A 26,805-nucleotide genomic window follows, 5' to 3' on the forward strand; every position below is an offset into this window, starting at 1 on the left:
CATAACACACACCAACGCTTTGCCCGTCGTGGCAGTATCTGGGCAACTGCGAGTGCCCTCAGTCTTCTGCTACCCGCTGCTTCGGCTTGGGCAGATGGCCAGATCAAGTTTAAGATCGTGGATGCCAAAAACGGTGCTGTTCTACCTGGGGCTACTATTGTCATCAAAGCGGGAACACGTGACCTTGATGACATCCAGTTTAACACCGCTGCCAATGGTCTGGTGACAACAGGGGACTTGGACTCAGGGGAGCGAACGTACAAAATTACCGCCATCGTCAACGGTATTTCTTATAAAGAGCTAACGGGCAAGATTGCCGTTGTAGACAATCAAACCATTGAGGTAGAGCTAAAGCTAGAGCCCAAAGGCGAGATTGTTTTTGATACAAAAGCTCGTGTTTTGCGCATTGACATTACCGATCCGAGTGTCTATACATCGCGTGACCGTGAGCATCTTCAGTTCTTCCCCAATGGTGTGGGGAACCGCCAGAGCCTGAGTAAGGCACTGCGATCTGTGCCTGGCATGGTTCCCAATAGCCAGAACCGCCTGCATCCGCGTGGCGAGTCGGACAATGGGACGTTCTACATTGATGGCTTCCAGCTCCCCTCGCTCCTATCAGGACGCGCCGCCCAGATCCTCACGCCAGATATGCTGGAGAGCATCAAGGTGCGCACAGGAAACCTAGCAGCCAACTTTGGGGGTGGTAGCACGATTTTGGAGACCTCGCTGCGCCCTGCGATCGGTGCGGCAAAAAGTCCTCTGGCCCCCAACTTTGAGTATGCTGTTGGCGGGGAAGAGTACGGGGGAACGTCACAAACCTTCACCTTCAGCCGTCAGCTTGGCACTCACATGGACACTTCGGGGAAGGCGGTCACCAACCCCGACTCACGTGCAGGCTACGTCTTGAGCTACTCGCGCCGAGACACGGATAACTTCCTGGAGTCTCCGCAGCCACAGCGGCAGATGTCAAACAACAATGGAACCTCGGAGAGCCTGCTCGGAAAGTTCAGCTACCGGATCAATGAGAAAACGGAGGCCTCCGCCTTTGTTGGAAGCAGCGGTGCGCGAAACGGTGTCGCCAACCGACAGGGACTGTCCTCGTCTTTTATTAATCGCGGCCAGGGTTATGGCTTTGGGGGCAACAACAACGCAACAGACTTCCCCCGAGTGAGCTTCCAAGATGGTACCAACTTTGCGGCAAGCCAGGAAATTCTGGGCAACAATGTCCGCCAGTCAGATAACCATAGCTTCTATGCCCTTCAGCTTAACCGGACGTTTACGTCCAAGCTAAAGGGGACGATCTCCATAGGGGGCGCAGATACCCGCCAGGATACGACCAACCGAAACGTGCTGGGCTATCCACTGACAACCGGCGCGGCGTACTCGACCTCAACACTTCCCGCAAACTACTCCATCGAGTACAACCCCAATACCGCACTGAACTTCACGCAGAGTCAGGTGCAGGCAGACTTTAACTATGGAGATAGTGACAGCCAACATGCCTACAAATTTGGAGTAATCGCTCAGGATCTCAAAGGCAATGAGGCTTATCAGTTCACCCCGATGAGCCAAGCGGCTGCCAATGCCGTCACGGCGCTTCCCTATGTAGGCAATAGCCTCCGCGCCAATGCCGATAACACCACTTCACCCTCCATGCTGATTCGGCGTACAGGTGGCTATAGCGCCTTCTACCTTCAGGATACCTACACGGCAACGAAACAGCTTCGCCTGAACGTGGGGGTTCGCGTAGAGAACTTCTCCCAGGACCAGAGCATTCGCTTTGCCGCCTCAGATCCCCGTGCGAGCTATGATACCAAGCGCTCTGAGAGCATGGTGTCTCCGCGCATGAATGCCCTGTATCTCTTTCCGAAGGGCCTTATCAAGAGCCTGGGCAAAGATCAGCCGATGGTGCTTCGCTTTGGCTACAACCGTGTTGTCACCACGCCCGGGATTGGACAGGGGGCTATCGGTCTTGGTCAGACAGGAACCACGCCCCTTCCGGTTGCCGCTCAGACAAACGACCAATTAGATTTCAGCGTCGAGCAGCAGCTTCGCGGTCAGACCATCCGACTCTCTAGCTTTAACAAAGACCTGAAAAATGCGCATGGCTGGCAGCAGATGATTCAAGGTCCTCAAGCCGGTGCATTCTCGATGGTCAATCAAGGTGATGCCACCGTCAATGGTTTTGAGATGCTCTATGAGCTCAAGCCACGAAGCCTGGATCAGCAGCCCGGCGCGCTTGATGCCATTAGTGCAGGGCTCAGTGGGTATGTCTCCTACACCAGTAGCAATGCAAAGCGTCGCGCTCTTGCGGGTGGCGGAATGGTTCCCCAAGAGTTCGATCAGCAGCAGACTGTCAATGTCGGCGCGGGCTACCAGCTACGAGACCAGTCACAGCTAGCGCTGACCTACTACCATGGCAGTGGGCTTCGCTCGTCGGTAACGGCTCTCGGAGGCACACGTGCTCCTATTGACCAGCTCGACCTGCGTCTTCGAGCACGGCCACGTCTCATCAGCAACCTGCATACGATCGAGTTTGGCGTTGAGAACGTCACAAACTCACGTAACGCTCTCAATTTCGCTCAGGGAGCCGCTGCGACGGGGACTACCTCGCTCGGTGGGACGCGTTTTCAGCAGGGTCGTCGGTTGGTGTTAACACTCTTAGGCAAGTTCTAAAATTCCTATGATTCCAGGGGGAGCCTGAACTTTCTCCCTGGACTTGCCAAAGCTAATAAAAAATTAAAGTAGTGTTGTCTCGCAGTGTCGAGGCAATTTAGGGAGAGATTCATTATGGGCTCCAATCCGCTGTTTGAGTTTTTCAAACGCGAGCCGTTTATCGCGATCGTGCTTTTGATGATGTCAGTGATTGGCCTAATGGTCATCATCGAGCGAGTGATCGCCTTCGGCAAGTACGGTGCGACCAACTCAGGACTGATGACAGAAGCGCTTGATCTGGTAAAAGCAGGGCGTGATAATGAGGCCCTCCGTGCTGTTAACGATCAACCCGGTCCTGTCGCAGCCATTGCCCGCGTCATTCTCTCCAATGCCAAGCGGCCCGTCCATGAGGTGGAGCGCTTGGTTCAGGAAGCGGCTGAGGAGTACTTCCTAGTTCTCGAAAAATACCTGCCAATTCTGGATACGATCACCACCCTCTCTCCTCTCTGGGGACTTTTTGGGACGATCATCGGTATGATCCAAGTCTTTGTCCAGTACGCGGCAGCAAACGATGACAAGACAAAACAGGCAATTCTACCGAGTGTCGGAACGGCACTTTACGCCACGGCAGGTGGAATTCTTATTGCGATCGTGAGCTTTATCGCTTACAATTACTTTGCATCCCGACGCCTTCGGATTATCGCGGAGTCCGAACAAGCGGCGACGAAGCTGATCAATGCCCTGGAAGCACGCGGAACGTTTGCACGCTAAACGAGCTGTTCGTGTTTTCTCAAGGAGATAGTCATGCGTTTCAGCGGTCAACGGGAAGCCAAACACACGAAGATCGAGATCATTCCCATGATCGACACGATGTTTTTCCTGCTCGTGTTCTTCGTCCTGGCTTCACTCAATATCATAGACCTCCGCGGCCTCAACCTGGACCTGCCTCCCGCAGCCCCTCCCTCGGCTACGGCTAAAAAAGCGGAGGATGTCAAGCTGGAGATAGAGATAGATAAAGACGGCAACAAGACCCTCAACGGTGGTGTGAACCAAGCTCCCATCAAGCTCGCGAAGGGTCTCTCTTGCAGCGCTGATCTCTTGAAGCTCATTGACGGGCAGCTTGGGCGACCCGCACGCCCCTCAGACGTTGAGAAAGTTACGGTCGTGATCTCCCCCAACCCCGAAACCGCACATGAGAATGTCATCAATGCGGTAGATGATGCACGGGGCGCTCAGATCGAGAAGTTCTCGATCCGTTAAGAACGGTCTACACAAATGCCCTACATCAAACGCCGCCAGATCAAAAAGACCAAGATTGAGATCATTCCCATGATTGATACAATGTTCTTTTTGTTGGTTTTCTTTATCCTAGCCTCGCTCAATGTCATTGACATGAAAGGCGCTCAGGTAAAACTTCCCTCGTCAACCAATCAAGACCGTCAGGCAGTGGCACGTGTAACCATCACTCTTCGAGAAAATGGAGAGATGATTGTTGACAAGACAATCATCGCCAAAGATCTTGAAGAGCTTCAGGGCATTTTAGTTCAGCAGCTTCAGGGACAGGTGGATGCAAACAACCTGCCCCTTACTCCGGAGAATGCGATCGTCGTTATCAACGCAGACCGCAAGATCCACTACTCGTTAGTTCGAGACTGCATTGACGCAGCACGCCGCGTCAAGTTTCGCAAGTTCTCCATCGCAACCGACCCGAAGTTCACGGGCGGCTAAATCTACAGGAGTTCTTTTATGGCAAACCTTGACCATGGCGTAATCGCCCAGCTTATCAATATCCCGGAGGATGACTCCGGGCGACGTTTTCTCAAGTCACTACTCGCCTCTCTTGGCATCAATGTGGCCGCAATGGTCAGCATCAATGTCGCCAGTGTGCTTCATGGCGAACCAGAGAGGCCACCCAACCCCGTTGTCGCCAAAGCCGTTGATCTGGTCTTTGATGACCGCACTCAGATTCGCCCTGAGCCTAAAAAGCTTGAGCCCACACCGGCTCCCAAGCGACAGGTGCGTGTTAAGCGCACTCCCGTGAAGCCTAAGGCCGACGAAAAGAGAGAAAAGCCGAAGCCCGATCCCAAGAAGCCCGAGCCGGAGCAGAAGAAGCCCGATGATCCGGAAAAGCCCGAGCCGACGCCTGAGCCGGAAGCTACCAAGCCCGTGCCCACTCCGGTGCCAGAGCCCGTCACGCCTGACCCGAGCGTGGAGCCTTCCAAGCCCGCAACAAAGACCGCTCTGCGCACTGCGGCGGCAGAGCGTCGGCCTGGTGAGGTGCGCTCTGCGAATGCCGCTTCGGCGACATCGAGCATCTCCAGTGCCGCTCCGGGTAGCCTCGGAGGAAGCGCGACAAGCCAGAGCAGCTCCGCAGCGCGAACCGTAGGGGGTTCTCGCGAGGCGGCAAGCAACAGTGAGCTGAGTGCGGGAATCAGTGCCTCCAGTGGCGCTTCCGCAGACAGGCAGCCTTTACGAGGCGGAGCGACTCTTGCCGGGGGCGGCTCGCGTTCGGGGGTCTCCGCAACCAGTGAGCGAGCGGACTCCGGGGCAATGTCGGTTAGCGGTGGAGGCACACCTGCTGCCTCCAACTACCGACCTTCGGATATTTCCCGCAGCTCTGGGGTTGCAGGCACAAGCGGTGGCTCCGTTCGCGGAGGAAGTGGTGGTTTTGCCAGCAGCTCCCCCAACGCCGCCTCCGTCGCCTCGATCTCGGCCCCCTCGTTTGTGGGACGGCGCGGCCCTGCCATTGGCAACACATCGCTCTCCTCAGACTCCAAAGCCACTCTGACCTCCGCGATGTCGGAGGAAGGACGCGCGAACCCTGGCCTAGCAACGATTCAAGGCACTCGGGGAACCGTCGCAACATCGGTTGCCGTGGGTCGTAGTGGGGTGAGTGGTCAGTCCGCAGGAATCGCCGGTGTGGGCGGTGGGCGCAGTACGGGCTCCACAACCGTGGGAGAGGCTTCTGTCTCCGGTGCCGGCGTCGGACAAGGACGTGGCCCGGCCAGCGCGGCAGGCAGGCTCTCTGATAGCTCTGGTAAAGGCAGTGTGGGAGAAGCATCCGAGGGTGGACGTGAGTCGGGTCTGGAAACAAGCCGTGGTGGCCGTGGTGCCGCCACCGCAACGGGTTCCTCGGGTCGTGGGGTGGTCAGTGGCCAGTCCACCGGTGGAGCAGGCGCGGGGGGCGGACGTAACTTAGGCTCCTCCGGTGTCGGCGATGCGTCGGTATCGGGCTCGGGCTCAGGAAGTGGACGTGGCCCCGCAACGGGCAACAGCCGTCTCTCGGATAGCTCCGGCAAGGGTGGCAGTGTCGGAGAGGCATCCGAGGGTGGGCGTGGCTCCGGCCTATCAACAGGCAGTGGGAATGCCGCAGGTGCAGCAGGTACCGGTGGACGAACCGGTGGTGGCAGTGGCCCCAAGGGTGAAGCAGGCCGTGCCGGTGGCGGCGGCGGCGGCGGTGCCTCAGCACGCTCCTCAGGCGGCGGCGATGCGGGCGTAGATTCCGATGGCTCGGGTGGCAGCGGTAAAAAGCCCACGAAAAAAGACGGTGAGGTCGTGGATGTCAAGCGCACAGGAGACATCACCAAGACCAACAAAGATGCCGAGCGCACGTCGGATCCCGCTCCCGAGCTTACTGCCGAGATGAAGAAGCGCTCCTTCAATGCGAACCTGCGCGTCCGGGTTACCGTAAACGCTGATGGTAGCCATGAGGAAGAGCTCATCCAGGGCAGTGGTGATGGTGAGATTGATGCCCTCGTGCTCAAGACGATGCGGCGCTGGAAGTGGCGCCCCGCCTTGCGCGATGGTGAGAAGGTCACCAACTCCCAGACCTTCCGCTACAAGATCAGTATCAACGACTAAATACAAGAAAGCTCCCCCGGTTGTCACCAACAACCGGGGGAGCTTTTTTATTGCCCTCCCGCCGATTCAAATCGGCGTCTCTGGGCGCAAGCGCCAAAAAGTCGCTCCGCGACTGGGGAGTTTAGTCGCGGAGCGACTTCTTAGCCGCAGGCTCACAGACGCTGTTTTCAACCAGCGGGCAGTGATGGGTTTTAAGCAGCTTTTTGGGCGGCCTGCTCCATCGTCTCCACAAAGTAGGTCTCTAGCGGAGAGCCAATCCCAGAGCGAAGGTGCGCGTCCATGCTACGCTCGTCCACCACGTGCCCTCCGTAGATAAGAATCACCCGGTCACAGAGCTGCGCAACTTCATCGAGCTCGTGGGAAGAAAAGAAAATCGTGGTTCCTTGCTGCCGCACTTCGCCAAGAAGCTCACGCAGATGGCGGCGGCCAATCGGATCCACGCCACTAGAGACTTCATCGAGCACCAGCAGAGAGGGCTTTCCCAACAGGGCCTGTGCAATTCCCAGGCGCTGCTGCATGCCCTTCGAAAAGGTGCGTAGCTGCTGCTTCTCCCGACCTTCTAGCCCGACGCGGCGCAAGAGCTCCAGCGACTCTGTCTCCAGTGCTTTGCCACCGAGTCCCTGAAGCTTCCCGTAGAGGCGCAGGGTCTCCAGCGGCGTTAAAAACGGGTAGTAGAGTGCCACTTCCGGCAGATAGCCGATGCGTGCCTTGGCTTCGGGGGTTCCTGCAGGTAGCCCAAAGACCGTGACATCACCCGCCTCGGGTAGGACAAAGCCCATGATCGCCTTAATGGTCGTGGACTTCCCCGCGCCATTGGGGCCCAGAAAGCCAACGACCTCCCCCGGCTGCACCGAGAACGACAGCTCATGCACCACACGCTTTGCGGGTTTGAACATCCCACTTTTGTAGGCTACCGAAAGCCCCTTCACATCGAGTGCGGCTGCCCCCACTCCCCCCTCTTCGATACGCAAAACCGTCATTTCTGAGTTTCTCCACTTCAGTTTTCGGTGGAGTGCCCCCGTATCTTTACGGTAGAGTCACTTCTAAAACAACACGGGCCGCTTCAGAGAGAGAGGCGACGGTCTTAGGGTGCAGAGAGGCCTGCTGGTTGGTCTGCTGTGGCTGATCACGGCGCGTGAAGTAGGAGTGCAGAGCGCGGCGTGGTTTGCTTGTGCGATTGAGCGTCCCTCCGTGCCAGGTATGGCTATTAAAGATCACGACGGTTCCAGCAGTCCCCTGAATAAGTTGCTCTCGGGGATGTGCGTCTGTCGGGTGCGCCAGCTCATCACTTGGAGTCTTGCCACTATTGTGCGAGCCTGGCACGACCCGCGTGGCTCCATTGTCGAGCGTGAAGTCGTCGAGGAGCCAGATCGAGTTGCAGACATAAAACTCGCCTGGAGCCGTTGCCCCGCTCCAGTCGGCGTGGAGCCCCTGCAGCCCTTGTCCGGGTAGTGCCGCGCGGTGGTTAAGCGACGAGAGCTTTAGATCTCCTCCTAGGACATGGGCAATTCCCGCTAAGACGCGTGGATGGGTGTAGCACGGCAGAAAAAGTGCGCTCTTGTTCACCAGATTTGATAGCCGGTTGGTTCCAGGCTCCTGATGGACTTCTTTTCCCGCCTCTTCCCCCTCTTCATGAAGAAGCTCCTCCAGCCGCTGGTTGATCGCGGTAACCGTCGCCATATCGAGGATGTCGGGAAGCGGCAGAAACCCCTCGCGATCTAGCTGTGCTTTTTCCTCAACGCTCAGGGTATCATCGCGGACACCCAGCTCATACAGTGCTTCTAGGATAGTCATGATAAAAAGTTCACGCCCCACGCCCCGATTTCCTTTGCAAAAATCCTCAAAAAAATTCCTAGTTTTTTTAGGAGGGATTTGCGCACAAGGCGTGGTATATTAGGACGAATCTTGAGGAGGCATAGTTTGGCATATTCCATGAGAGCCCGTATTGGTTGGAGCATCTTCGGCTTGGCTTCCGTCGTTATGGCGGGATGTAGTGGTGGGAGCAGTGACTCTGCGGTCCCCCCCCCAACTCTATCCCGTAGTGTTGCGGGAATCTGGCGACGTACCCAGATAGGCATTGAAGGCACTCGCGTGAGCTGTCCGGATCCGAAGTCGCTTCTGGCTCCGAATACCCGTGAGCTGACCATTAACAGTGTGGTAGTCGATACCTGCGGTAGCAATGAGACCCTGATTTTCGGAACGGCAACCTCGCTGGGTAAGGGACGCTACCGTCTTATCGGCCTGCGTGGCACGGAGGATGGTAGCTATGTGCTAACAGGCTCAACCCTGACCCTCGTCCGCGATGCCATCAATGGCACGTACCTGAAGAATCTCGCGCCCGCTCAGGCTCCTCAGCGTACCGTATACAGTGTCGTCTTATCTGGTGACACCATGACCTTTGTCCCGATCTCACAACCGGTGGGCCTTGTCAAGAAAGACTCTGCACAGCCTGCTTTCCGCGAGGATGGGACGATCATTGCGAGCAATGTCACTCCTGTTCTTAATGCAGACGGCACCGTGAATACGGTGATTCTGCCTGGCGTCAACGACATGGCGGTCGTGAACTCGGATCTCTCGATCACCGTTGGCTCCGTCGCCTCAGGCGCGAACGCAGACGATACCCCCGGTCTGGTGCGTGTCCGTGGCGTGGAGAATACCTTCCAGTTCGTCCCGCAAGATCCCGCAGTGGCAATCCCAACGCCGTTGCCTGCCCCGTAGACGAACAAAAGGCATCCTGATTAGTGGCCTCCGCGCTTGCGGAGGTCACTTTGTTTTGTTATCCTACTAATATGTTGCCAGAACTGAACTCCGACTACCTCCTTTCCCCTGAGCAAGTTGCTCACTACCAGATAAATGGCTGGGCTTTGCTACGCTCGGTCGCTGCCCCCGATGAAGTGATGCCCTACCGTGAGGTCATCACCAGCATGACCAATGAGTTTGCCAAGCGCTACGCACCGATTGAGCAGCGCGATACCTACGGCAAGGCGTTTATCCAGTTCTCCAATATCTGGGAGATCTCGGAGGATGTCAAGAAATTTGTCATGGCGCGACGTTTTGCCAAGATTGCCGCCGAGCTGATGGGCGTGAAGGGGGTGCGCCTCTACCACGACCAGGCGCTCTACAAAGAGCCCAAGGGCGGCCACACTCCCTGGCATCAGGACCAGCAGTACTGGCCTCTGGATGGTGTGAAGTGCGTGACGCTCTGGATGCCCCTTGTGGATGCGTCGGCGGCGATGGGCACGATGCGCTTTGCCTCCGGCTCACAGGCGCTGGGCTATCTTGGCCATGAGAATATCTCCGATGACTCTGAGGCGCGCTTTGATAACCTGATTAAAGACAAAGGCTACGCGCTTTCCTACGCCGGGGACATGGCGGCAGGCGATGCGACCTTTCACAATGGCTGGACTCTCCACGGTGCGCCGGGCAACGCCGACCTAGAGCGTACCCGTGAAGTGATGACCATTATCTATCTGGAAGACGATGCCACGATCAGTGTCCCCGATCACGCCAATCGTGAGAACGATCTGAAGCGCTGGTTCCCCGGCCAAAAGCCCGGCGAGAAAGTTGCGAGCCCACTCAACCCGCTTCTCTACCACCAAGACTTGCTCCCATGAAGCTCACCGCCCAGAAAAAAGAGCTGGAGCTTGCGGCAAGCGCTTTCGGGGAGCTTCAGGAGTCGAACCAGCTACTACTCGATGGCTCCGCCCTCCGTGAGCGCATGGCAGAGGACGGCTATCTCTTTTTTCGGGGGGCACTGAGTCGCGAGGGTGTCCAAGAGGCACGGCGCGAGTGTGTGAGGCGGCTCGCAGACGCGGGGCGCCTAGAGCCAGAGACCGACATCATGGAGGCCATTCCGCGGCGAGGTGGCGAGGGCTCGTACTTCAGGGCCGATCTTGCGGAGGGAAATGCCCCGCTCCTAACGGTGCTCTACGACGGCCCGATGATGGAGATCATGGGGCGGCTCTTGGGCGGCCCTGTGCTCCACTACGACTTCACCTGGATGCGTGCCGTCACGCCCGGCGGTGGGACGGCTCCTCACTGCGATGTGGTCTACATGGGCCGTGGAACCCAGCAGCTCTACACCGCCTGGACTCCTCTAGGCGATATTCCCCTCTCGGTCGGGGGGCTGATCGTGCTAGAGAACTCTCACCTGCGCCGCGACATTACGGGCGACTATCTCTCCCAAGATGTGGACTCCTACTGCGAGAACGGCCCGGCAGCAGAGGCGGTGCGCACGGGCAAGCTGCACTGGGAGCACCCCGAGACCCACGAAGCCTGGGACGGTGCCTTTTCCCATGACCCTCCCGCCCTCCAGAAGCAGCTTGGCGGTCGCTGGCTGACCACAGACTACAAGATGGGCGATCTGCTGGTCTTCTCCATGGCGACGATACACGCCAGCCTCGACAACCAAGGCGACACGATCCGGCTCTCGTCGGACACGCGCTACCAGCGCGCCGATGCGCCCGTGGACGACCGCTGGATGAATGGCCCCAACGGCGAAAAACCCATCGCACACGGCCTCGCCGCCAAGCGCGGACGAATCTGCTAGTCGGCAGGAAGCATCGTATCGAGTACGGTTCCCACACGGGCAAAGCCAAGCCGTCCGTAGACCCGCGCAACGCTTTCATCGCCTGCACTGAGAAAGATGCAGGTGCAGCCTCGTGCAAAAGCATCGGTGACTAAGGCGCTGGTGACGGCTCCGGCTAGCCCCCTGCGTCGCCACTCGGGAGCGGTCGCCACGCCCGCAACTTCCGTGGTCATGCCGACAGGCGAGTGCAAACCAGCGGCCACGGGCTTGCCCTCGACAAAGGCCGCGATGGCACAGGTGCCACTCTCCAAAAGCCCGCGCAGGAACGCGCCATCGGCATCGGCGGGATTTCCTCCAAACGCCGCCGCGAGCATCGCATCGGTAGGCGGGGCATCTTCCCAGGTGATCGGGCGAACGTCGGCAAGTGTGGTTGTCTCCGGGCGAAAGCTCTCCGCCGTGATGACTTGGAGAGGGCGCGGTGTCGGAGCCGGAAAGCCTGCCGCGATCAGCAGCGCTGCCAGCTCTGGGTTCAGCTCCTCCAGATACTCCCAGCGCGGTCTTCGTCCCCGTGCCACAAACGCCGCCCGCACTGCCATGATTTCGTCGCGTGTCCCCTCGCGCTCCCCGCGCACGGGGCGGGCATAGGAAATCTCCGGCATGTCCGAGTCGCGGCGGAAGTAGAGCCGGTACGGGCCGATCCGCTCCACATCACAAGTACACGCAGGGGCTGCATCAAGATAGTCGTCGAGCTGTTCCAGAAGAATTGCCCTATCCTCCCGTCAGTGTCGGGATAGTCTTCAGGAGCGGGTGACCCTCGGGTAAAACACTCCGTGCCACGATGCCGTAGTCTTTGACAACCGTAGCGGCCTGGTCATGGAGGCCATCACGGGTGCCAATACCCACCGTTACCGCGTCCTCCGCCTGGGTCAGTGCCTCCGCCGCTGTCCGTAGCGCCGCCAGACGGGCATTGAACTGCTCCAGAGCCAGAGAGACCAGCGCATTGTTCTCCGTCAGTGGAATCTTGAGCGGCAGGTGCGCGGCGGGGACGCTGGCTTGTGGCAGGGCATTGACCCGTCCCCAAACATCGGCAATGTCCTCCAGTGCGGCCACGAACACGGCGGGTGCACTGGTGACGGGCGGAACCGTGGGAAGGCCCAGCACCTCAGGGACATTCTTCGCCAGCCCTCGCAGCGACTTACGCGCCTGCTTTGCCGCCGGGTAGAGCGCCCCCCGCGCCTGGTTGCGTGTCCCCTGCGCCACCGAGAGCGTATTGCGTGCCGTCATCAGCGCCGCTTCCACGCTCTGAATACTCGTCGCCAAGTCCTGCGCCCCATCGCGCGTCGTCCCATCCGGCAGAGTCACCGAGTCCGCAGTCACCGTCTCCAGCTGATTCCAGTGGGTAAGTGTCCGATTCAAAACCGGCAGGTTGTTAATACGTTTAATTGTTGACATAGCAGCCTCCTTCTGAGTTGTAGTGTATTCCTATCGCACAAGGCAACGGTACATTGCCCCCCAATAGACTTTGACTCCCCTGTGATGCATTCCCTTCAACATGTGGAGAAAAATATAGGAGTCCCGATGCTCACCCTATTGCATGTAGTGCCCACCCGGCGACATGTGATAAAAGTACAGTGCCATGTGATGACACTAAAGCACTATATAATAAATCATACTACCACAATCAACTCAATATATTCTCATTTTACTTTAACACAATCGTTATTTCAAGTTCCTCTTTCTCTTATACAAAAATTTAATTTGACAAGAAGTCCTACTCCTGGGTATAATCTTCATCAGCGGAGCCGCAGTAATCAGCGGAGCCGCAGTAATCAGCGGAGCCGCAGTAATCAGCGGAGCCGCAGTAATCAGCGGAGCCGCAGTAATCAGCGGAGCCGCAGTATCAGCGGAGCCGCAGTATCAGCGGAGCCACAGTCGTATAAAGTGAGGTGTTGCCATGCGGTTGGTTTCGACCCTGATGAAAAGTCTGTTTCTTCTCCTACACATCGCTATCGTGCTCTATGTAAAGCCCGCTCTGGCCCAAGGTGGCCCCACAGGAGGCGGCACCAGTGGAAATTCTTATCCGTGCCTCTCAAATGTAACTATCACTAATGGGTACCGATGTGCAAACGACCAAGGAGTTGCTTACAACTACCCTCAAGTTTATAAGACACACCTAGATGAATCCAACAACACCGTTGTAGACCACCAAGACCCGATGGCAGCAAAGATCGGAACAACACTTAATGTTACTTTAAATGTAACCCGATCCACACTAGCACAAAATAACTACACAGGCACTCTCACAATTACTGCTATGTATTTCACTCAGGGAGGAATCGTTTTCGTTCCCTGCGACAACGTTACACCACTCTCAAACTTAATGCCTGGCTTCTCTGCTGATGTCACGTTTTCATTAGGGGCACTTCCAAACTATGTCACAAAAGGAGACTTAGTCATTTTCTTTAATGGAGATGGTTATATTGACGGTATGTACGAAGAAACACTGTATCTTGTATATAATCAACCAGCAGCACCACAAGCTATTCCTTGGATAGGTGTACTTGAAGATGCTTGTATTTTTGCACACGGTCAATCGTCTGATATGACAGTCTCTAAAGAACTAACATTTGGTGTTTTCTTTGGTGGTAATTTTGGAGTACAATCAAAACGTTACTTCAAAGCAACTGGAATTCCACACCATATAGATATGGGCTGGGGGCCTGTTGAAGGAGATCATAAATTTTTACTGACAGAATTCCTCAGCATACAAGGAGAAACTCTAGGAAACTGTGTTGACGTATCCACATATCTAGCAATTTGCGCAAATGCATTAGGATTAAATTTTTCTCTCGGGAATTACAAAGACACAAATAATGCTGTTTTTTATACTAACAATATGAATTTTATAGGCATGAACGTTTTTAATAAAATCCAATGGACAAATCATCAGATTGCTCATTCATTAGATTCATCAGGTTTAGCATTGCTTGTTCATGATGCATTTACCTGCCATATCTATGACCCATTTGGTTATGATTGGAATGCCCCACCTTCAGGATGGGGTTTTGCAAATTATTGGTTCTCACTACCATCTGATACTTCACCACGGGGTCTTGTTTCTTTCCCAAATCCATCATCACCATTATCAATAGCGACATCAGTATTGGATGTCAAATAACGTTACAAAGGCTTATAAGATGAAAAAAATATTTGTTATGTCAATGGTCGTTGGACTATGCATTTCAGCACACAGTCAGGAGATAATCAATCTCAAAAAATATCTTCCGGACCAAACAGAATTACAAGGGCATGATTTCGCTAAAATTATATCAACTAAACAAGAAAATTATAAAAATTACAGTAAACTTTTTTTCACATCTACTAGTAAAGACAAAGAAACTAGTATCAAAATTACAATATCTTATTCTCAAAATGAGATCAAAACCGAACTACCGAAAGAAATAAATGGAGTAAAATTAATAAATGGGACTCCTAACAAAAAAAATATTGGAGATACAACACTACAATCTGTTAATATTAACGAAATAACAAAAAACAGTATTTTGCTAATATCAAAAAGCGGTCAATACATAGTAATGATTACTTATAGTAGATTTTCTCAAAAAAGAAATTCGCCACCATTATCACTCACAAAAAATGACATTCTTCAGGCTGAGAATCTTTTAGAATTAGTTATTAATAAAATAATAAAATCACAAAAAAAATAAAAAATTATTCAAAGAAACGTAAGTAGTAGCGCCAGAAGAAGTCTCCCAATGAGAAGCGAAAGCACTTCTCATCGGGGGAACACTCTGGGGAATCTTAAGCGGTAAGCGCGGCGAGAAGGGCGGCGATGGCGGCTTCGGGGGGGCCGTCTAGGGAGCAGCCGGAGGCAAGGCGGTGGCCGCCTCCGCCGAACTGTGCGGCGACAGAGGCGACATCCCAGGGGTCTTGGGCACGCAGGCTGACCCGCATCTTGCCGGTGGGCATCTGGCGCAAAAAGATCGCGACTTCGGCACCACGGACGGCACGGAGCGCGGTGGCGATTCCGTCGGTGTCTTTGTCGTTGGCACCGAACTCGGTGAAATCGGACTGGACGACCCACGACCAGACCAGCTTGCCATCGTCGCTGCGGGCCATGCGGTCCATCGCGCGTCCCAAGAGCTTCTGTGCGCCAAAGCTGGCGTTTTCGTAGATAGCCTCGTAGATCACGGTGGGCGAGGCTCCGGCGGCGATCAGTGCCCCCCCAACGGCCATCGTGCGGGGCTTGGTGTTGGCGAAGCGAAAGCCCCCCGTGTCGGTCAGCACGCCACAGAGCAAGCACTGCGCGATCTCGGGCGTGATCTCGACGCCTAGTGCCAGTAGCAGATCGTAGACCAGCTCCGCCGTGGACGCCGTGGTGGCATCAAGTAGCCGCACCTGACCAAACTGCCCGCCGGTCACGTGGTGGTCAATGTCCATCACCAGCGGCGCGGAGAGAATGGTATCTGCACTGCTCCCCAGGCGCTTCAGATCCCCCGCATCGAGCCCCACGCCCAGCTCAAAGTCGAGGCGATCCGTATGAGTCTGGAGCTTTTCCACGCTGGGGAGAAACGCCAGGTTCTCGGGAAGACCATCGACGGAAAGAAAGACGACTTCTTTGCCCAGCGCCTCCAGCCCCAGCCCGAAGCCCAGCATCGAGCCGATAGCATCCCCATCGGGGTTGACATGACAGGCCAGCACGATCTTGGTCGCGCTCCAGACTGCCTGCACGGCTTCATCAAGCCCTTCCCGATCCAGCGGGGCATGGGGATTGTTGGGAATCGCCATCTTACTTGTCGCCGTCCTCCGCCGCCATCGCCTCACGAACCGCCGCGAGTTCTTCTTCAGTAGCAGGTTGCAGGCTCGCAGCGAAGGCTTTCTCCTCACGGAGAACCTCAAACATCCGAACACCTCGCTCGATGCCCTCATCGAAGCGAAAGACCAGCATCGGCACGGTGCGTAGCTCCAGCATGCTCCCCAGCCGTCCCCGGATAAAGCCCGCGCCGTTGCGCAGTGCCTTCATCGCGCCTTTTTTCTCCTCTTCATCCCCCATCACGGAGATAAAAACTTTCGCAATGGAGAAATCCTGCGCCACTTCCACATCCGTCACACTCACCAGTGCGACGCGGGGATCGCCCACGTCTTTACTCAAAATCTCGGACAGGTCGCGCTTGATCATCTCGGCAACCCGTGCCTGTCGCAGTGTTGGCATAAGAGCCCTCTTCCTAAATCATTTCGATACCGTAGTCATCTAGGACGACATTGGCATCGTTGTCTATGTAATCTATCACCTTTTGGAGCACCTGGGTCGCAAAGACCGCGCTATTGCTAACCACCGTGACTCCCAGAGTGGCTCGTCGCCATGTATCCAGCTCATCTACTTCCGCGATAGAGACATTGAATTTATTGCGAACGCGAGCCACCAGAGACTTTATCGCCTGGCGTTTATCTTTGAGAGAGTCGGCATAGCCGATAGAGACGGAGAGGGTCAAAACACCGATGTGCATGTGCAGAGCCCGCAGAGCGCTTGGGGCGGGCCACCCAAAAGAAATCCGGCACGAGAGACTTCCCATGCCGGACTCATTATATCGCCTCTAAAAAAACGCCTAGCCGCCGATCTTTTTCTCGCCCTCTTTAGGCTTTTCGCCTGGCTTGGTTTTATCGGCAGGCTTGGTTTTATCGCCTGGCTTGGGCTTGTCCTTTTCGGGCATCCCGAACTCAGGGAGTTTGTCCTTGAGCTTGGACTGCATCAGCTTCTGGGTATCCTCGCGGAGCTTGCGGGCTTCGTCAGAGTCACGCACGATGCGTGGGGTCAGAAAGACAAGTAGCTCCGTCTTGCTCTTAGTCGTGCCGTTGGACTGGAAGAGCTTGCCAAGTACCGGAATGTCACCTAGCACAGGTAACTTGTTGGTGGTCGCGGAGATGGAGTTCTTAATGATTCCTCCCAGTACAATCGTCTCCCCATCCTTGACACTAACCGTGGTCTGTGCCTCACGCTGATTGACCACGGGGGCATTGAAGTCCGTGTAGCGCACAAAGTCATTGGCGGTCTGGGTGACATCCATCGTGACATAGCCATTGGATGTAATACGGGGCGTGACGGTCAGGATGATTCCCACATCTAAGAACGAGTAGTTAAATGTCGAGACACCGTTGGCATTGGTCTGTGTGCTGGTCACATAGGGCAAACTCTGGCTAATATTGATCTCCGCCGTAGAGTTATTACTGGTGAAGATACGTGGGGTTGAGAGAACCTCGAAGCGTGCATCGGTCTTGAGTGCATTCATGAAGGCACCGTACTGCCCCCCCGTGAGAGTGTAGCGGAGTCCCTGTGGCTGTGTCGTCGTCGCCTGTGCTCCAAACGAGGAGGTCGCAGCCCCCTTGGTGTCTTTGGCTCCCAAGGCTCCCAAGACGCTTCCTGCTCCCTGGGTCAAGTTCCACTCAACACCTAGCTTATCGGTGGCATCAAGACTGGCCTCGACAATCACGGTCTCGATCATCACCTGCTCAGGGATCTTATCCAGCTGCTCGACGATCTGCTGAATAAGTGCTCGGTTTTCCGGTGATGTCACAATGATCACGCTATTGGTGTTAATATCGGGAATCACGGTCACTTGGCCTGTCAGGTCACGCAGGTTTACCACGCGCCCTTGGCTATCCAAGCCGCGGGTTCCCGCACTCTGCTGTGTCCGTGTCGTGCCGCCAAAGCCGCCGCCACCAAAGCCACCAAAGCCACCGCCACCAAAGCCACCGAAGCCCTGCTGCACGGTCACGTTGGTAGCGAGCTCACCTGCCGCTGCCATCGGATCGGCCAGCCCCACTTGAATGGGATCGTTGTCCGGTACATTTTGGGCGCGTCCAAGCGAGGCTGGCGCATTGCTGCCGCCCGTGTTGCGGTTCGTGGTATTGCTTCGTGCTGCGGATCCCGTCTGCCCGGTGGTAGAGCGCGTGTTTGTCCGTGCTCCATTGCGACTCCCGAAGCTCTGGTTTAGCACATCGGCCATCTGATCGGCGCGGGCATTCTCCAGAGTCACCACAAAGGTGCTATTCTCAAACGTGATGGGCTTGTCCAGCTCTTTAATCACTTTGACCACCAGATCAAGGTTGTCCTGAGTGCTGGTGACGATTAAAGAGTTCGTGCGGGCCTCAGTCACCACAAAGCCTCCCTGCCCCTGCTGCGTCCCCCCACGACCGAAGCCCCCAAAACCACCACCGCCAAAGCGCTGATCAATGGTTGGCTGGGTGGTTGCCCCCCCCCGTCCCCGAGGGGCATTGGCGACGAGCACGTTTTGGACAACCGTGGCTAGATCCGCAGCCAGGGCAAACTGGAGTGGGAAGACTTGAGATTTCTGCGGCTGATCGGTCTGCTTGTCGATCTGCTCAATCAGATCCGCCACTTGATCTTGCTCGCGGGTAGGTGCATTGACAATCACCGAGTTGGAGTAGTCATCGGCAGAGGCACGCACCACGGAGGTATTTCCACCGCGCCCAAAGCCACCGCCACCGAACATGCTGCCAAAGCCACCCGTCTGACCGCCACCAAAGCCACCACGGCCCCCTTGTCCGCCACCAAAACCGCCGCCACCAAAGCCACCGAAGCCGCCGCGCTGGGGATCAGGGTCAGGGCTAGGGCCAGGCCCAGCACTGGGGCCGTTACCACCGCCGCCCGGCGCGGCAGGTGGTGCCGCAGGAGCCGTGCCCCCCGGTGCACCCCCTCCCAAGAGTGACCCCAGAGCCGCCAGGGGATTCGTCGCCTGCTGGCCCGAGCCTGCAAAGACATCGTTGATCACCCGTGCCACTTGAGTCGCACTGGCGTACTTAAGGGCATAGACCTTCGGGGCCAAGCTAGAGCTACTAGAGCTACGACCACTAAACATGCTGGGGTCAAAGTTTGTTGGGAATCCACTCCCACGGCCTGTGCTTCCCCCCCGACTCGACTGGGGCCGTCCTTTGATGACCAAAAAATTGCCGCTCTTGGTCAGATCAAAGTTCTTCAGCCCTAGGATCGCGTTGAGCTGTGCAAAAGCATCTTTGAGAGTCTGATCCGTTGGGCTCTGGAGCGTGATGCCACCCGTTAGTGAGGGGTCTTTAACAATCGTGATACCACTAGCCTTGCTAAAAACACTCAGAACGGCATCTATGCTGGCATTGCGAAAGTCCAGCTTGAGGCGGGTCTTCGGGTTGAGCTTGAACTGCTCCCAAGCAGGCTTGGGGAAGTCCATGCCCCCACCAAAGCCGCCACCACCGAACTGATCAAACTGAGCATGAGCCGCGGAGGGCGTTAAGACTACAGCCAGCAGTAGCAGGGGAAAATGTCGAACTAAAAGATTTGTTTTCATTAGGAATTTCCTGTAGGTTGCGTCGTTGCCACATCAGGCGGCAAGTTAAGACTGATCGGGCTCATATCCGAGTTTCCTCCTCGATTCCCACGCTGACGGCGGCCACCTCGGCCACCGCCACCCTGCTGACCAGGGTCGGTTTGAGGGAGGGCAGGAAGGGTTACCCCACTAGGGATGGTAGGCGCTCCGGGTAATAAGACGGGCGATGTGTCCACAGGAGCTTTCTCCTCAGGCGGCTCCGCAAAGACCATCTGGGTGCCATTGCTAAACATCACACTATCGGACTTGATGGCAAGAATTGGCTGTCCCATCCACTTCTCACCGGCTTTTACCAGCTGGCTTTCTCCCGTGACTGCATTCTCTAAGAGTGCCAGTCGGACGCCGTTCTGGACAAAGATCCCGGTCAGGCCCCAGGTAGGCTTCTTGGGCTCAAGGAGAGTCTTGTCCAACGTTGCCCCGAGTGGCTGCGTCTTCTTGAGAATGATCTTGGGGGTAAAGACATCCCGAAACGGCGCGGAGAACCGAGGGAACTTGGCGGTCATGTCCAGCTTGGTGAAGCCATCAGGAGCCTTTACCTGTGTCCCAGTGATACGGCCTTTTTTATGCTTGGTCGCGGCATCCGGCTCCGAGAGGAAGTAGAAGGCTACTCCTCCCACAAGCGCCAGAAACGCGAACCAGGCAGTGGGTTTGCTAATCTTAGCCACGAGCGGCTCCCTCCTGTTTGGCAGGCGTATTTTTCACGGTGGGCGGCTGACTCGGCGCATAAGCAGAAAGCCCTAGTGTGGCTGTTACCGCGTTCGACGCGGCATCGCTGGAGGCGAGCTGGAGCGAGCGAAGCGCGAGCTTACTGCTAGGACGGTCCAGCGTGGCGGCAAAGGCATGCACCGCAGGGTATGGCCCTGAGATTTGGACGCTAAAGGGAAGCTCGGACAGCTCCGGCAATGTCTGAGTTCGCTGGGGGCGAAACGCGGAGAGCTTGAGCTTTCGTGCGGTGGCTTCTTGCGTGAGCTGTGCCAAGACAGCGGCCGCGATCGTGTCGGGGTCGCCCTGCCAGAGCCGAGCGGAGAGCTGCGCACGGGTCTGCTGGCCACTAAGCTGGGTTCGCTCAATTTGTTCTAGAAGCTCTTTTCGGCTACGCTCTTTTCCCATGGCAATTCCTTCGGTGGTCGGCTTTTTCACCAAGAGCATGTAGCCGAGCGAGCCCGTCAGAATGACCAGTGCGGCGAGCATCACGGCACTCGGCCCCGCCTCTTGTGGGTTCTTGAAGTTGAGGAAAGAATTTGTCACGGTGTCCCTCCCGAAGCACTTGTGCCACTTACCGAGGCAACCTTGGCGCGTGACGAGCTACTTCGTGCGCCTTTCTTACCTGCCTTCTCAGAGACAGGCATGGGAAGGTTGCCAACAGCGGTGGCGACGATATTGAACTGGACGACCGGCTGCTCGGCGACCTTGGCCCCGTTGGCAAAGACGAGTTTTACATCACGGAAGCGTGGGCTGGCACTCAGTGAGTCCACGGCCTTGGCAACAAGTTCCCCGCGCTTGGCAGTGCCACGAAGCTGGACAGGCTTCCCACGCTCCGTATTGATCCCAATCAGCCAGGAGCCTTCAGGCAGTGCGCTACTGGCCGCCAGAACCATATCGCTCAGAGGTTGGGCCGGAAGAAACGCACGATCCAGAGTCGTCTTCATGCTCGTGGCACGATTGGCTTTGGTCTGCTCCGCGTCCCGAGTTGCCCGCAGGGTCTTGAGCTTCGATTCCCACTTCGCCTTGGCAATATTCACTTTCGACTGCGCCTCGGAGTGCTCTACCCAGATAAAGCCCGCGAGCATTAACGACGAGATCAAGAGTAAGATCGAGAGGCGTGTCTTGGCACCCAGCTGCTCTTTCTCCAGCTTAGCCCGGTCTTCATTGAGCGTGAACGAGAACTCAGGCGCAAGGTGAAGCAGCTCCAGTGCACGCCCCCGCACGACTTCGAGATTACCCACCCCCGCCGACATCAGAGTGCGCTGCGCCTCTTGCCCCACATTGGCATTTTCGGAGGCCACGCGGCTAAAGCGCACCACACCGTCTTGAACCACATCGAGGGTCATTCCTGTCGGTAGCTTATCCACCACCAGGGCATCGGGACGTGCGGCAACAGCAGCAGAGGCCAGCGCAACCGGAAAAATCGCCGTCGCCTTGAGACCCGCATCTGCGAGCTCGATACGAAGCTTCACCAGATCACTTGCCCGCATCGCCCCCACGACCGTGAGCCAGCCTTCCAGGTTGTGATCGTCGGTCTGGTAGGCATCAAAGGCAAGCTCACTGGCAGGCAGAGGGAAAAGCTGCCCCAGTCGAAGATTGACAAGCCGACGAAGCTCCTCGGGCGTGGCTTTAGGGAGGCGAATCGCCTTCAGAAAGACACAGCTCCGACTCACCCCGACCAGGGCCTCTTTATGGCCACGGACAAATCGTCCCAGCTCATCGATGCTCGTGCCCCGTGCGCGACGGTCATCGGCACGGTCCATCGCCAGCACTGAGCCCGGAGCCCACTCCAGATGGAGGGTTGGCAACGCTCTCCTTTTCACTGATTCCCTCCTGAAGACACCGACGTTGTCGTTGCCTCTTCCCAGCTCCACCACGCGGGGATACTGGTCGTATTGATGCGCTCTAGCTGAATCACCAGAGCACGACTGTTGCGAATTCCAACGACGGCTTCATAGGCCACACCAACACCACCACTCTCTCCCCAGACTCTTACGAGAAACGTATCGCTCCCCACACACACCGCATCGGCCACCTGGCCCAGAGTCGTGCCCGTTAGTCCTGGGATGCTGGAGAGCTCCCCCAGAGTGGCAAACCCTGTGCTCTGGCGGGTGATGATCGCGCTGGCAATGTCTGACGTCACACCGGGTAGCTGGGCAAGTACCGACTCAGAAGCCGTGTTGATATTGACTTTTCCTATCAGGCGAGTCTCGGTCGTAAAGGTCGCCGAGTCGAGCACTTGTTGCGCAGCTTGGGTCGCGACACCCGCCCGCCCGAGCAAGTTGGCAAACGATGTGAACGGCCCCTGGGTCGCCAGATTTGCCGGGAGCCCAAGCTGAATTAGGGTAAGTGGGCTGAGGTTTTGCTGGTTCAGGTTGGTGCGGGCTCCCCCAGCAGCGAGCGTATTGGGGGCGCCGCTAGAGACCGTCAGCACTCCCGCCAGCGCCAGCGGTTTCCCATTGGCATCCTCCAGAGGAGTATTGGTCGTGATGTCTTCGGCATTGGGGCTGTAGAGCGTTCTCGCGGTCCAGCCCTTGATCAGAGCCAGCTCCGTTAGGCTTTTCAGCGTCCCCAGCCGGGCATTATAGGGAGTCGTCAGCGCTTCGTAGTAGCTGTCTTTTGCGCCTTCAGTTCGTGGTGTCGCCCCCGTCTCGCGCCAGTCGAGAAGGCTCGCGGTCTGCTCGGAGGTGAGGGGAAGGTTCTGTAGCTGGGCTTCGGTGAGGGTGTTGATGTTCAGGCGGCTCCCCGCATCTAAAATCTGAACACGGTAGGTCGCGCCGCCCGTCAGCTCCGTGACTTCCGTGCCATTGGTTCCCAGAGTCGCCCAGTCATCATCGAGCTTTACTAGATTCGTATTGACGGCCTGAAGCGCGGAGAGGGACATGGCCAGTGCGCTACGCGCCGCCGCCTCCGCACGACGGTCCCGAAGCGTGTACTGCGTGGCCGTGAGGTAGGCACGCTGGTTGGCCGCAAAGACCGCCAGCATGGCTAGCAGCCCTGCCAGCACCACCAGCGCCAGCACCATCACGCCCCCACGCTGACCACGATTGTTCCTCCGTCGGACGGGGGCTAGGGGGGTGCTCATGCGGTGCCTCCCGTCGAAGTCGCATTGGCGGGGTTGTCGGCATCCACATCGCTGGTGGGAACCGGGACGACAAAGCTATGGGTCTGATTCTGCGTGTCCGTTGCCAGAGTGTAGCTGACCCGCACCGCCGCCGGGAGCCGCCGCGTGCCACCTTCTTCCGTCGTGTCCCAAGCCGTCACCCACTGAGTCCCATCATAGAACTCAAAACCAATGCTGGTGACCGACGACTCTAGAAGAGACTCCCTGCCTCCCTGCGTCACATCGCCATCGGCGGGGGTCTGAAGACGCTCAAAGAGCCCGGTATTGCTCCCCGCATCCCCGACTGCCGTCGTACTAAGCGAGACCTCCGTGATTCCGCCCTGGGGACCGCGTGCCTCATGCTGTGTCTCAAAATCATCCGTGCTCTGCTGCGTCGTGAGGGGCAGTCCCAGAGCCGTGGAGGTGAACGTCAGGCGATCCGCTCCGAGCGCTCCATCGCCCTCGGTTGCCGCCACAAAGTAGGTCATTCGATCGGCGGTGTCCTCGGAGAGAATTGCTTCATTGAGGAGCCGGGTGATGCGCCGCTCGACACGCGCGGTGGGGTTCTGCTCGCTCTGGCGCTGTGCCTGGCGGCGCTGGACATCAATACTTCCGGTAAAGGCGTAGGTGAGCGCATAGGTGAGGAAGCCCATCATCACGAGCACCACCAGCAGCTCCAGCAGAGAGATCCCTGCCCGTACCTTTCGTCGTTTATTGCCCACTTGTGCCCGTTCCGGTTGTCGTTGTTGTCTCAGGTGGGAAGAAAACCCGCTCACTGAGCGCCTGCTGGGAGTCTCCCCGCGTCGCCGTGATCGTCGCCTCTTCCACGTTTGCGTCGTCGGTGGTCTGAAGCTCCAAGCTCCAGTCGGCATCTGCATAGCCCTCTGCCGAAAAATCCCCGCTGGTCTCCGCCGTACGCAGATCCCCTTCTATCCGCAGAGCCGCGAGCTTCTGGCTTGCCAGCCGCTGGAGCAGCTCCGCATTCCGCGCCGACACATCGGCCCGCGAGAGCGACCCAATCGCCGTGAGCGTCCCCGCCACCGCCACCCCTACCAGAGTTGCTGTCACCAGCACCTCGATAAGGGTAAAGGCTCTTGCCCCCTTAGCCACGCTGTTCAAGCTCCCCAGCGCTCCAGCGCTCCTCACCGGACTCGGTAGCGTTAGAGGAGCTGGCGCTGATCCAGCGTGGAAGCTCTCCCTCACCGGGCAGGCGCAGACTCAAGATGCGATTTCCCTCTGCCAGCTCCAAGCGCCCTGGCACGGCAGAGCCGTCGGGGTAGACAGTCCACTCCCACGACGATAGATCCACACTCTGCCCCTCGGCCTGCGCGGCATCCAGCGTCAGTCCCCCACTGAGAGCAATGCGCTTCACTTCCGTCGGGGACTCGCCTTCTTCTGCCGCACGCTCCATGATGAGCGTGTCACCGCCTTCTGCCCGAAGCGTCACGGCTTTCTTGCTCAGACGCGCTTCATTCTGGGCCTCCACAGGCAAGCGCAAGACACTCGCTTTGAGCGTCTGCACGTCCTGAGAGCGCTTAAGAGCAACGACATTGGGAATCACGAGCGCTGCCATGAGAGCCAGGATCGTGATTACCACCGTCGCCTCAATCAGCGTGAAAGCCCCCCCAGCCCCACCACCCTCGCTACGCGGGGTACCCGAACGGGGGAGAAAAGAGGTTTTTTCCTTGCTGTCCCCCCGCAGCGCGGGGGTTAGGGGGGAGGAAAACATCTAGCTACTCGCTCGTGATATCCGAGTTGTCGCCCTCGCCACCCGGTGCGCCATCCGCACCGTAGGAAGCGATAATGAAGTCCTGACCATCGGGGCCGGGGGACTCATAGACATACTCATTCTGCCAAGGATCACCCGCGATTTCCTTTTGGGTGTAGGGGCCACGCCAGCCATTGACATCACCGGGCTGGACGCGCAGGGCATTGAGGCCCTGCTCCGTGGTGGGGAACTGATCCGTATCTACACGGTACTGCTGCAGCAAGCTGGAGAGTGTGGCGATATCACTCGCCGCCTTGGCACGCTTGGCATCACTGGTGCGGTTAACCACACGGGGGACGATCAGCGCTGCAAGAATGGCCAGGATCAATACCACGACCAGCATCTCAATCAGCGTAAAAGCACGTTTTTGTCTTCTCATCTATTTCACTGTTTCCTGCGCTTGAAATATCGGCAAGAGCACCGAAAGAACCACAAACCCCACAAAGATTCCCATGGATAGAACGATCACGGGCTCCACCAAAGAAACTAGACGGCGCATCCCGGTATCAACCTCGAAGTCAAGGCTATCGGAGACCCGTCCCAGCATCCGAGGTAAGTCCCCCGTCTCTTCCCCAATGGCAACCATGTGTGTTAGCACGGGAGGGAATGTCCCCGTATCGCGCATAGACTCGGCAATAGGCCGCCCATCACGAACTTCTTCACTCACTTTTTTGGCGCTGAGCTGGAAGACTCTATTTCCGGCAGAGAGTCCGGCAATGTCGAGCGCCTCTAAGATCGGAACACCTCCATAGACGAGTGTACCGAGAACGCGCGCAAAGCGCGAGATCGTCGCTTTCATGACCACGGGGCCAATCAGCGGCGCTTTCAGCAGAAACTTATCTCGCAGATACGCGCCACTGGCGGTCGCCAGCCAGCCTCGCAACAAAACATAGCCCCCGATCACGACACCTAAAACCAGGATCCAGTTCTGGGAGAGAAAGTCCGTGCTTGCCAGAAGGATCTTGGTGGTCACGGGGAGATTGTTGCCGAGGTCTTTGAAAACCCCCGAGAGCTTGGGCACTACAAAGAAGAGCAAGAACAAGATCACAAAGACTGCCGTGAAAGCAAGAATGGCCGGGTAGACAAGCGCACCGCTGATCTGGCTGCGCCTTGCCACTTCTTTTTCCTGAAAGTCTGCCAGACGACCCGCCACTTCAGGAAACTGCCCACTGGCCTCACCGGCACGCAGGGTCTGGGTGAAGACATCGTTGAAGAACTTTGGGTGCTTGGCAAGCGCTTGGCTCACCGGCATTCCCGAGCGGACATCTTCCAGGGTCTGCTCCGAGACTTCTTTAAGCGTCAGGCTCTCGGACTGCTCGGCAACCACTTGTAGAACGCGGTCCAAGGGCAAGCCCGCCTGAGAGAGATCGGCGAGACGTCGCGTAAAGAGAGCAAGCTCCTGCCGCGATGGTGCCCGCCGGCTACCAAACGTCGCTGCCCCCGCGCTCGCAACCACGGAGGACTTCGACTCTGCGATCTCAAGAACAAAGCGCCCTTCCGCATCGAGCCGCGCCAGTGCCGCCTCTTTGGTCTCCGCCTCGATAACACCCGTGCGGCGTGCGCCGCCGGCATCCATCGCAACATACGAAAAACTCAGCGCGGACATGGCTTAGAGTGTCTCCCTCTGACAGACGCGCAAGACTTCTTCGGGCGTGGTTTTCCCCGCAAGAACGGCAATCTTGCCATCGCCTAAAAGTGTCCGCATTCCATAGGTTTTAATGGCGTAGTCTTTCATCTCATTGGAGCTAGCCCGTTCGACGGTCATGCGCCGAATCGGCTCATCAAT

General features: G+C 57.1%; 27 protein-coding genes. 10 read left to right on the forward strand and 17 right to left on the reverse strand.

What is annotated here, in order from left to right; all coding sequences use genetic code 11:
- The 5 genes from AC1XOS_RS03895 to AC1XOS_RS03915 all read left to right on the forward strand — a co-directional run.
- A partial coding sequence (locus AC1XOS_RS03895) for a TonB-dependent receptor domain-containing protein (protein WP_481960903.1) occupies positions 1–2,676 on the forward strand: 2,676 nt, incomplete at its 5' end.
- 114 nt (positions 2,677–2,790) lie between these two features.
- Positions 2,791–3,426, forward strand: coding sequence for a MotA/TolQ/ExbB proton channel family protein (locus AC1XOS_RS03900; RefSeq protein WP_481960904.1), 636 nt, complete (start codon positions 2,791–2,793; stop codon positions 3,424–3,426).
- Between the two features lie 33 nt (positions 3,427–3,459).
- Complete coding sequence (locus tag AC1XOS_RS03905; RefSeq protein WP_481960905.1) at positions 3,460–3,915, forward strand: ExbD/TolR family protein; 456 nt, start codon at positions 3,460–3,462, stop codon at positions 3,913–3,915.
- 15 nt (positions 3,916–3,930) lie between these two features.
- On the forward strand, positions 3,931–4,383 hold the full coding sequence (locus AC1XOS_RS03910; RefSeq protein WP_481960906.1) for an ExbD/TolR family protein: 453 nt from the start codon (positions 3,931–3,933) through the stop codon (positions 4,381–4,383).
- A gap of 18 nt (positions 4,384–4,401) precedes the next feature.
- Positions 4,402–6,516: a TonB family protein gene (locus AC1XOS_RS03915; protein WP_481960907.1), complete on the forward strand. Its 2,115-nt coding sequence runs from the start codon at positions 4,402–4,404 to the stop codon at positions 6,514–6,516.
- Positions 6,517–6,707: 191 nt separating this feature from the next.
- Here AC1XOS_RS03915 and AC1XOS_RS03920 read toward each other — a convergent pair whose 3' ends face one another.
- Both AC1XOS_RS03920 and AC1XOS_RS03925 read right to left on the reverse strand, forming a co-directional pair.
- On the reverse strand, positions 6,708–7,496 hold the full coding sequence (locus tag AC1XOS_RS03920; RefSeq protein ID WP_481960908.1) for an ABC transporter ATP-binding protein: 789 nt from the start codon (positions 7,494–7,496) through the stop codon (positions 6,708–6,710).
- Positions 7,497–7,542: 46 nt separating this feature from the next.
- Entirely contained in the window at positions 7,543–8,331 is a 789-nt protein-coding gene (locus AC1XOS_RS03925) for a phytanoyl-CoA dioxygenase family protein (protein ID WP_481960909.1), read from the reverse strand.
- Positions 8,332–8,607: 276 nt separating this feature from the next.
- Here AC1XOS_RS03925 and AC1XOS_RS03930 point away from each other — a divergent pair, with 276 nt between their 5' ends.
- The 3 genes from AC1XOS_RS03930 (at position 8,608) to AC1XOS_RS03940 (ending at position 11,065) form a co-directional block, all read left to right on the forward strand.
- Positions 8,608–9,234, forward strand: coding sequence for a hypothetical protein (locus tag AC1XOS_RS03930; RefSeq protein ID WP_481960910.1), 627 nt, complete (start codon positions 8,608–8,610; stop codon positions 9,232–9,234).
- A gap of 71 nt (positions 9,235–9,305) precedes the next feature.
- Entirely contained in the window at positions 9,306–10,130 is an 825-nt protein-coding gene (locus AC1XOS_RS03935; protein WP_481960911.1) for a phytanoyl-CoA dioxygenase family protein, read from the forward strand.
- Positions 10,127–11,065, forward strand: a complete 939-nt coding sequence (locus AC1XOS_RS03940) for a phytanoyl-CoA dioxygenase family protein (protein WP_481960912.1) — start codon at positions 10,127–10,129, stop codon at positions 11,063–11,065. The genes AC1XOS_RS03935 and AC1XOS_RS03940 overlap by 4 nt, the downstream gene beginning before the upstream one ends.
- On the opposite strand, the gene AC1XOS_RS03945 is transcribed toward AC1XOS_RS03940, so the two are convergent.
- A complete protein-coding gene (locus AC1XOS_RS03945) occupies positions 11,062–11,751 on the reverse strand; it encodes a GNAT family N-acetyltransferase (RefSeq protein ID WP_481960913.1) in 690 nt (229 codons plus the stop codon). The genes AC1XOS_RS03940 and AC1XOS_RS03945 overlap by 4 nt on opposite strands.
- A 61-nt stretch (positions 11,752–11,812) precedes the next feature.
- Complete coding sequence (locus AC1XOS_RS03950; protein WP_481960914.1) at positions 11,813–12,496, reverse strand: hypothetical protein; 684 nt, start codon at positions 12,494–12,496, stop codon at positions 11,813–11,815.
- Between the two features lie 559 nt (positions 12,497–13,055).
- On the opposite strand from AC1XOS_RS03950, the gene AC1XOS_RS03955 reads away from it, so the two are divergent.
- Together AC1XOS_RS03955 and AC1XOS_RS03960 are read left to right on the forward strand one after the other, a co-directional pair.
- Positions 13,056–14,222, forward strand: a complete 1,167-nt coding sequence (locus tag AC1XOS_RS03955; RefSeq protein ID WP_481960915.1) for a hypothetical protein — start codon at positions 13,056–13,058, stop codon at positions 14,220–14,222.
- A gap of 37 nt (positions 14,223–14,259) precedes the next feature.
- The gene (locus AC1XOS_RS03960) at positions 14,260–14,772 is read left to right on the forward strand and encodes a hypothetical protein (RefSeq protein ID WP_481960916.1); all 513 of its coding nucleotides are present in this window, start codon (positions 14,260–14,262) and stop codon (positions 14,770–14,772) included.
- A gap of 94 nt (positions 14,773–14,866) precedes the next feature.
- On the opposite strand, the gene AC1XOS_RS03965 is transcribed toward AC1XOS_RS03960, so the two are convergent.
- From AC1XOS_RS03965 to AC1XOS_RS04025, 13 genes are read right to left on the reverse strand one after another with little or no spacing between them, the layout of a single operon-like run.
- Complete coding sequence (locus AC1XOS_RS03965) at positions 14,867–15,853, reverse strand: DHH family phosphoesterase (RefSeq protein ID WP_481960917.1); 987 nt, start codon at positions 15,851–15,853, stop codon at positions 14,867–14,869.
- A gap of 1 nt (position 15,854) precedes the next feature.
- Entirely contained in the window at positions 15,855–16,277 is a 423-nt protein-coding gene (gene rbfA, locus AC1XOS_RS03970; protein WP_481960918.1) for a 30S ribosome-binding factor RbfA, read from the reverse strand.
- Between the two features lie 13 nt (positions 16,278–16,290).
- Complete coding sequence (locus AC1XOS_RS03975) at positions 16,291–16,638, reverse strand: DUF503 domain-containing protein (RefSeq protein WP_481960919.1); 348 nt, start codon at positions 16,636–16,638, stop codon at positions 16,291–16,293.
- Positions 16,639–16,671: 33 nt separating this feature from the next.
- A complete protein-coding gene (locus AC1XOS_RS03980) occupies positions 16,672–19,404 on the reverse strand; it encodes a secretin N-terminal domain-containing protein (RefSeq protein WP_481960920.1) in 2,733 nt (910 codons plus the stop codon).
- Positions 19,404–20,108: a hypothetical protein gene (locus AC1XOS_RS03985; RefSeq protein WP_481960921.1), complete on the reverse strand. Its 705-nt coding sequence runs from the start codon at positions 20,106–20,108 to the stop codon at positions 19,404–19,406. The genes AC1XOS_RS03980 and AC1XOS_RS03985 overlap by 1 nt, the downstream gene beginning before the upstream one ends.
- The gene (pilO, locus tag AC1XOS_RS03990) at positions 20,101–20,691 is read right to left on the reverse strand and encodes a type 4a pilus biogenesis protein PilO (RefSeq protein WP_481960922.1); all 591 of its coding nucleotides are present in this window, start codon (positions 20,689–20,691) and stop codon (positions 20,101–20,103) included. The genes AC1XOS_RS03985 and pilO overlap by 8 nt, the downstream gene beginning before the upstream one ends.
- Positions 20,688–21,956 carry a PilN domain-containing protein gene (locus AC1XOS_RS03995; protein WP_481960923.1) on the reverse strand — a complete coding sequence of 423 codons (1,269 nt, stop codon included), beginning with the start codon at positions 21,954–21,956 and terminating at the stop codon, positions 20,688–20,690. The genes pilO and AC1XOS_RS03995 overlap by 4 nt, the downstream gene beginning before the upstream one ends.
- An 11-nt stretch (positions 21,957–21,967) precedes the next feature.
- A complete protein-coding gene (locus tag AC1XOS_RS04000; protein WP_481960924.1) occupies positions 21,968–23,233 on the reverse strand; it encodes a helix-hairpin-helix domain-containing protein in 1,266 nt (421 codons plus the stop codon).
- A complete protein-coding gene (locus AC1XOS_RS04005) occupies positions 23,230–23,973 on the reverse strand; it encodes a type II secretion system protein GspJ (protein WP_481960925.1) in 744 nt (247 codons plus the stop codon). The genes AC1XOS_RS04000 and AC1XOS_RS04005 overlap by 4 nt, the downstream gene beginning before the upstream one ends.
- Positions 23,963–24,361, reverse strand: a complete 399-nt coding sequence (locus tag AC1XOS_RS04010; RefSeq protein ID WP_481960929.1) for a type IV pilus modification PilV family protein — start codon at positions 24,359–24,361, stop codon at positions 23,963–23,965. The genes AC1XOS_RS04005 and AC1XOS_RS04010 overlap by 11 nt, the downstream gene beginning before the upstream one ends.
- Positions 24,354–24,980 carry a hypothetical protein gene (locus AC1XOS_RS04015; protein ID WP_481960926.1) on the reverse strand — a complete coding sequence of 209 codons (627 nt, stop codon included), beginning with the start codon at positions 24,978–24,980 and terminating at the stop codon, positions 24,354–24,356. The genes AC1XOS_RS04010 and AC1XOS_RS04015 overlap by 8 nt, the downstream gene beginning before the upstream one ends.
- Before the next feature lie 4 nt (positions 24,981–24,984).
- A complete protein-coding gene (gspG, locus tag AC1XOS_RS04020; protein ID WP_481960927.1) occupies positions 24,985–25,398 on the reverse strand; it encodes a type II secretion system major pseudopilin GspG in 414 nt (137 codons plus the stop codon).
- Positions 25,399–26,625, reverse strand: a complete 1,227-nt coding sequence (locus AC1XOS_RS04025; RefSeq protein WP_481960928.1) for a type II secretion system F family protein — start codon at positions 26,623–26,625, stop codon at positions 25,399–25,401.
- Between the last annotated feature and the right edge of the window lie 180 nt (positions 26,626–26,805).

The sequence above is a fragment of the Armatimonas sp. genome (assembly GCF_964826245.1).

Coding starts and splice junctions, on each gene's coding strand:
- AC1XOS_RS03900 (WP_481960904.1), top strand. CDS start 2,791: ATGGGCTCCAATCCGCTGTTTGAGTTTTTCAAACGCGAGCCGTTTATC.
- AC1XOS_RS03905 (WP_481960905.1), top strand. CDS start 3,460: ATGCGTTTCAGCGGTCAACGGGAAGCCAAACACACGAAGATCGAGATC.
- AC1XOS_RS03910 (WP_481960906.1), top strand. CDS start 3,931: ATGCCCTACATCAAACGCCGCCAGATCAAAAAGACCAAGATTGAGATC.
- AC1XOS_RS03915 (WP_481960907.1), top strand. CDS start 4,402: ATGGCAAACCTTGACCATGGCGTAATCGCCCAGCTTATCAATATCCCG.
- AC1XOS_RS03920 (WP_481960908.1), bottom strand. CDS start 7,496: ATGACGGTTTTGCGTATCGAAGAGGGGGGAGTGGGGGCAGCCGCACTC.
- AC1XOS_RS03935 (WP_481960911.1), top strand. CDS start 9,306: ATGTTGCCAGAACTGAACTCCGACTACCTCCTTTCCCCTGAGCAAGTT.
- AC1XOS_RS03940 (WP_481960912.1), top strand. CDS start 10,127: ATGAAGCTCACCGCCCAGAAAAAAGAGCTGGAGCTTGCGGCAAGCGCT.
- AC1XOS_RS03950 (WP_481960914.1), bottom strand. CDS start 12,496: ATGTCAACAATTAAACGTATTAACAACCTGCCGGTTTTGAATCGGACA.
- AC1XOS_RS03960 (WP_481960916.1), top strand. CDS start 14,260: ATGTCAATGGTCGTTGGACTATGCATTTCAGCACACAGTCAGGAGATA.
- AC1XOS_RS03965 (WP_481960917.1), bottom strand. CDS start 15,853: ATGGCGATTCCCAACAATCCCCATGCCCCGCTGGATCGGGAAGGGCTT.
- rbfA (WP_481960918.1), bottom strand. CDS start 16,277: ATGCCAACACTGCGACAGGCACGGGTTGCCGAGATGATCAAGCGCGAC.
- AC1XOS_RS03975 (WP_481960919.1), bottom strand. CDS start 16,638: ATGGGAAGTCTCTCGTGCCGGATTTCTTTTGGGTGGCCCGCCCCAAGC.
- AC1XOS_RS03980 (WP_481960920.1), bottom strand. CDS start 19,404: ATGAAAACAAATCTTTTAGTTCGACATTTTCCCCTGCTACTGCTGGCT.
- AC1XOS_RS04000 (WP_481960924.1), bottom strand. CDS start 23,233: ATGAGCACCCCCCTAGCCCCCGTCCGACGGAGGAACAATCGTGGTCAG.
- AC1XOS_RS04015 (WP_481960926.1), bottom strand. CDS start 24,980: ATGTTTTCCTCCCCCCTAACCCCCGCGCTGCGGGGGGACAGCAAGGAA.
- gspG (WP_481960927.1), bottom strand. CDS start 25,398: ATGAGAAGACAAAAACGTGCTTTTACGCTGATTGAGATGCTGGTCGTG.
- AC1XOS_RS04025 (WP_481960928.1), bottom strand. CDS start 26,625: ATGTCCGCGCTGAGTTTTTCGTATGTTGCGATGGATGCCGGCGGCGCA.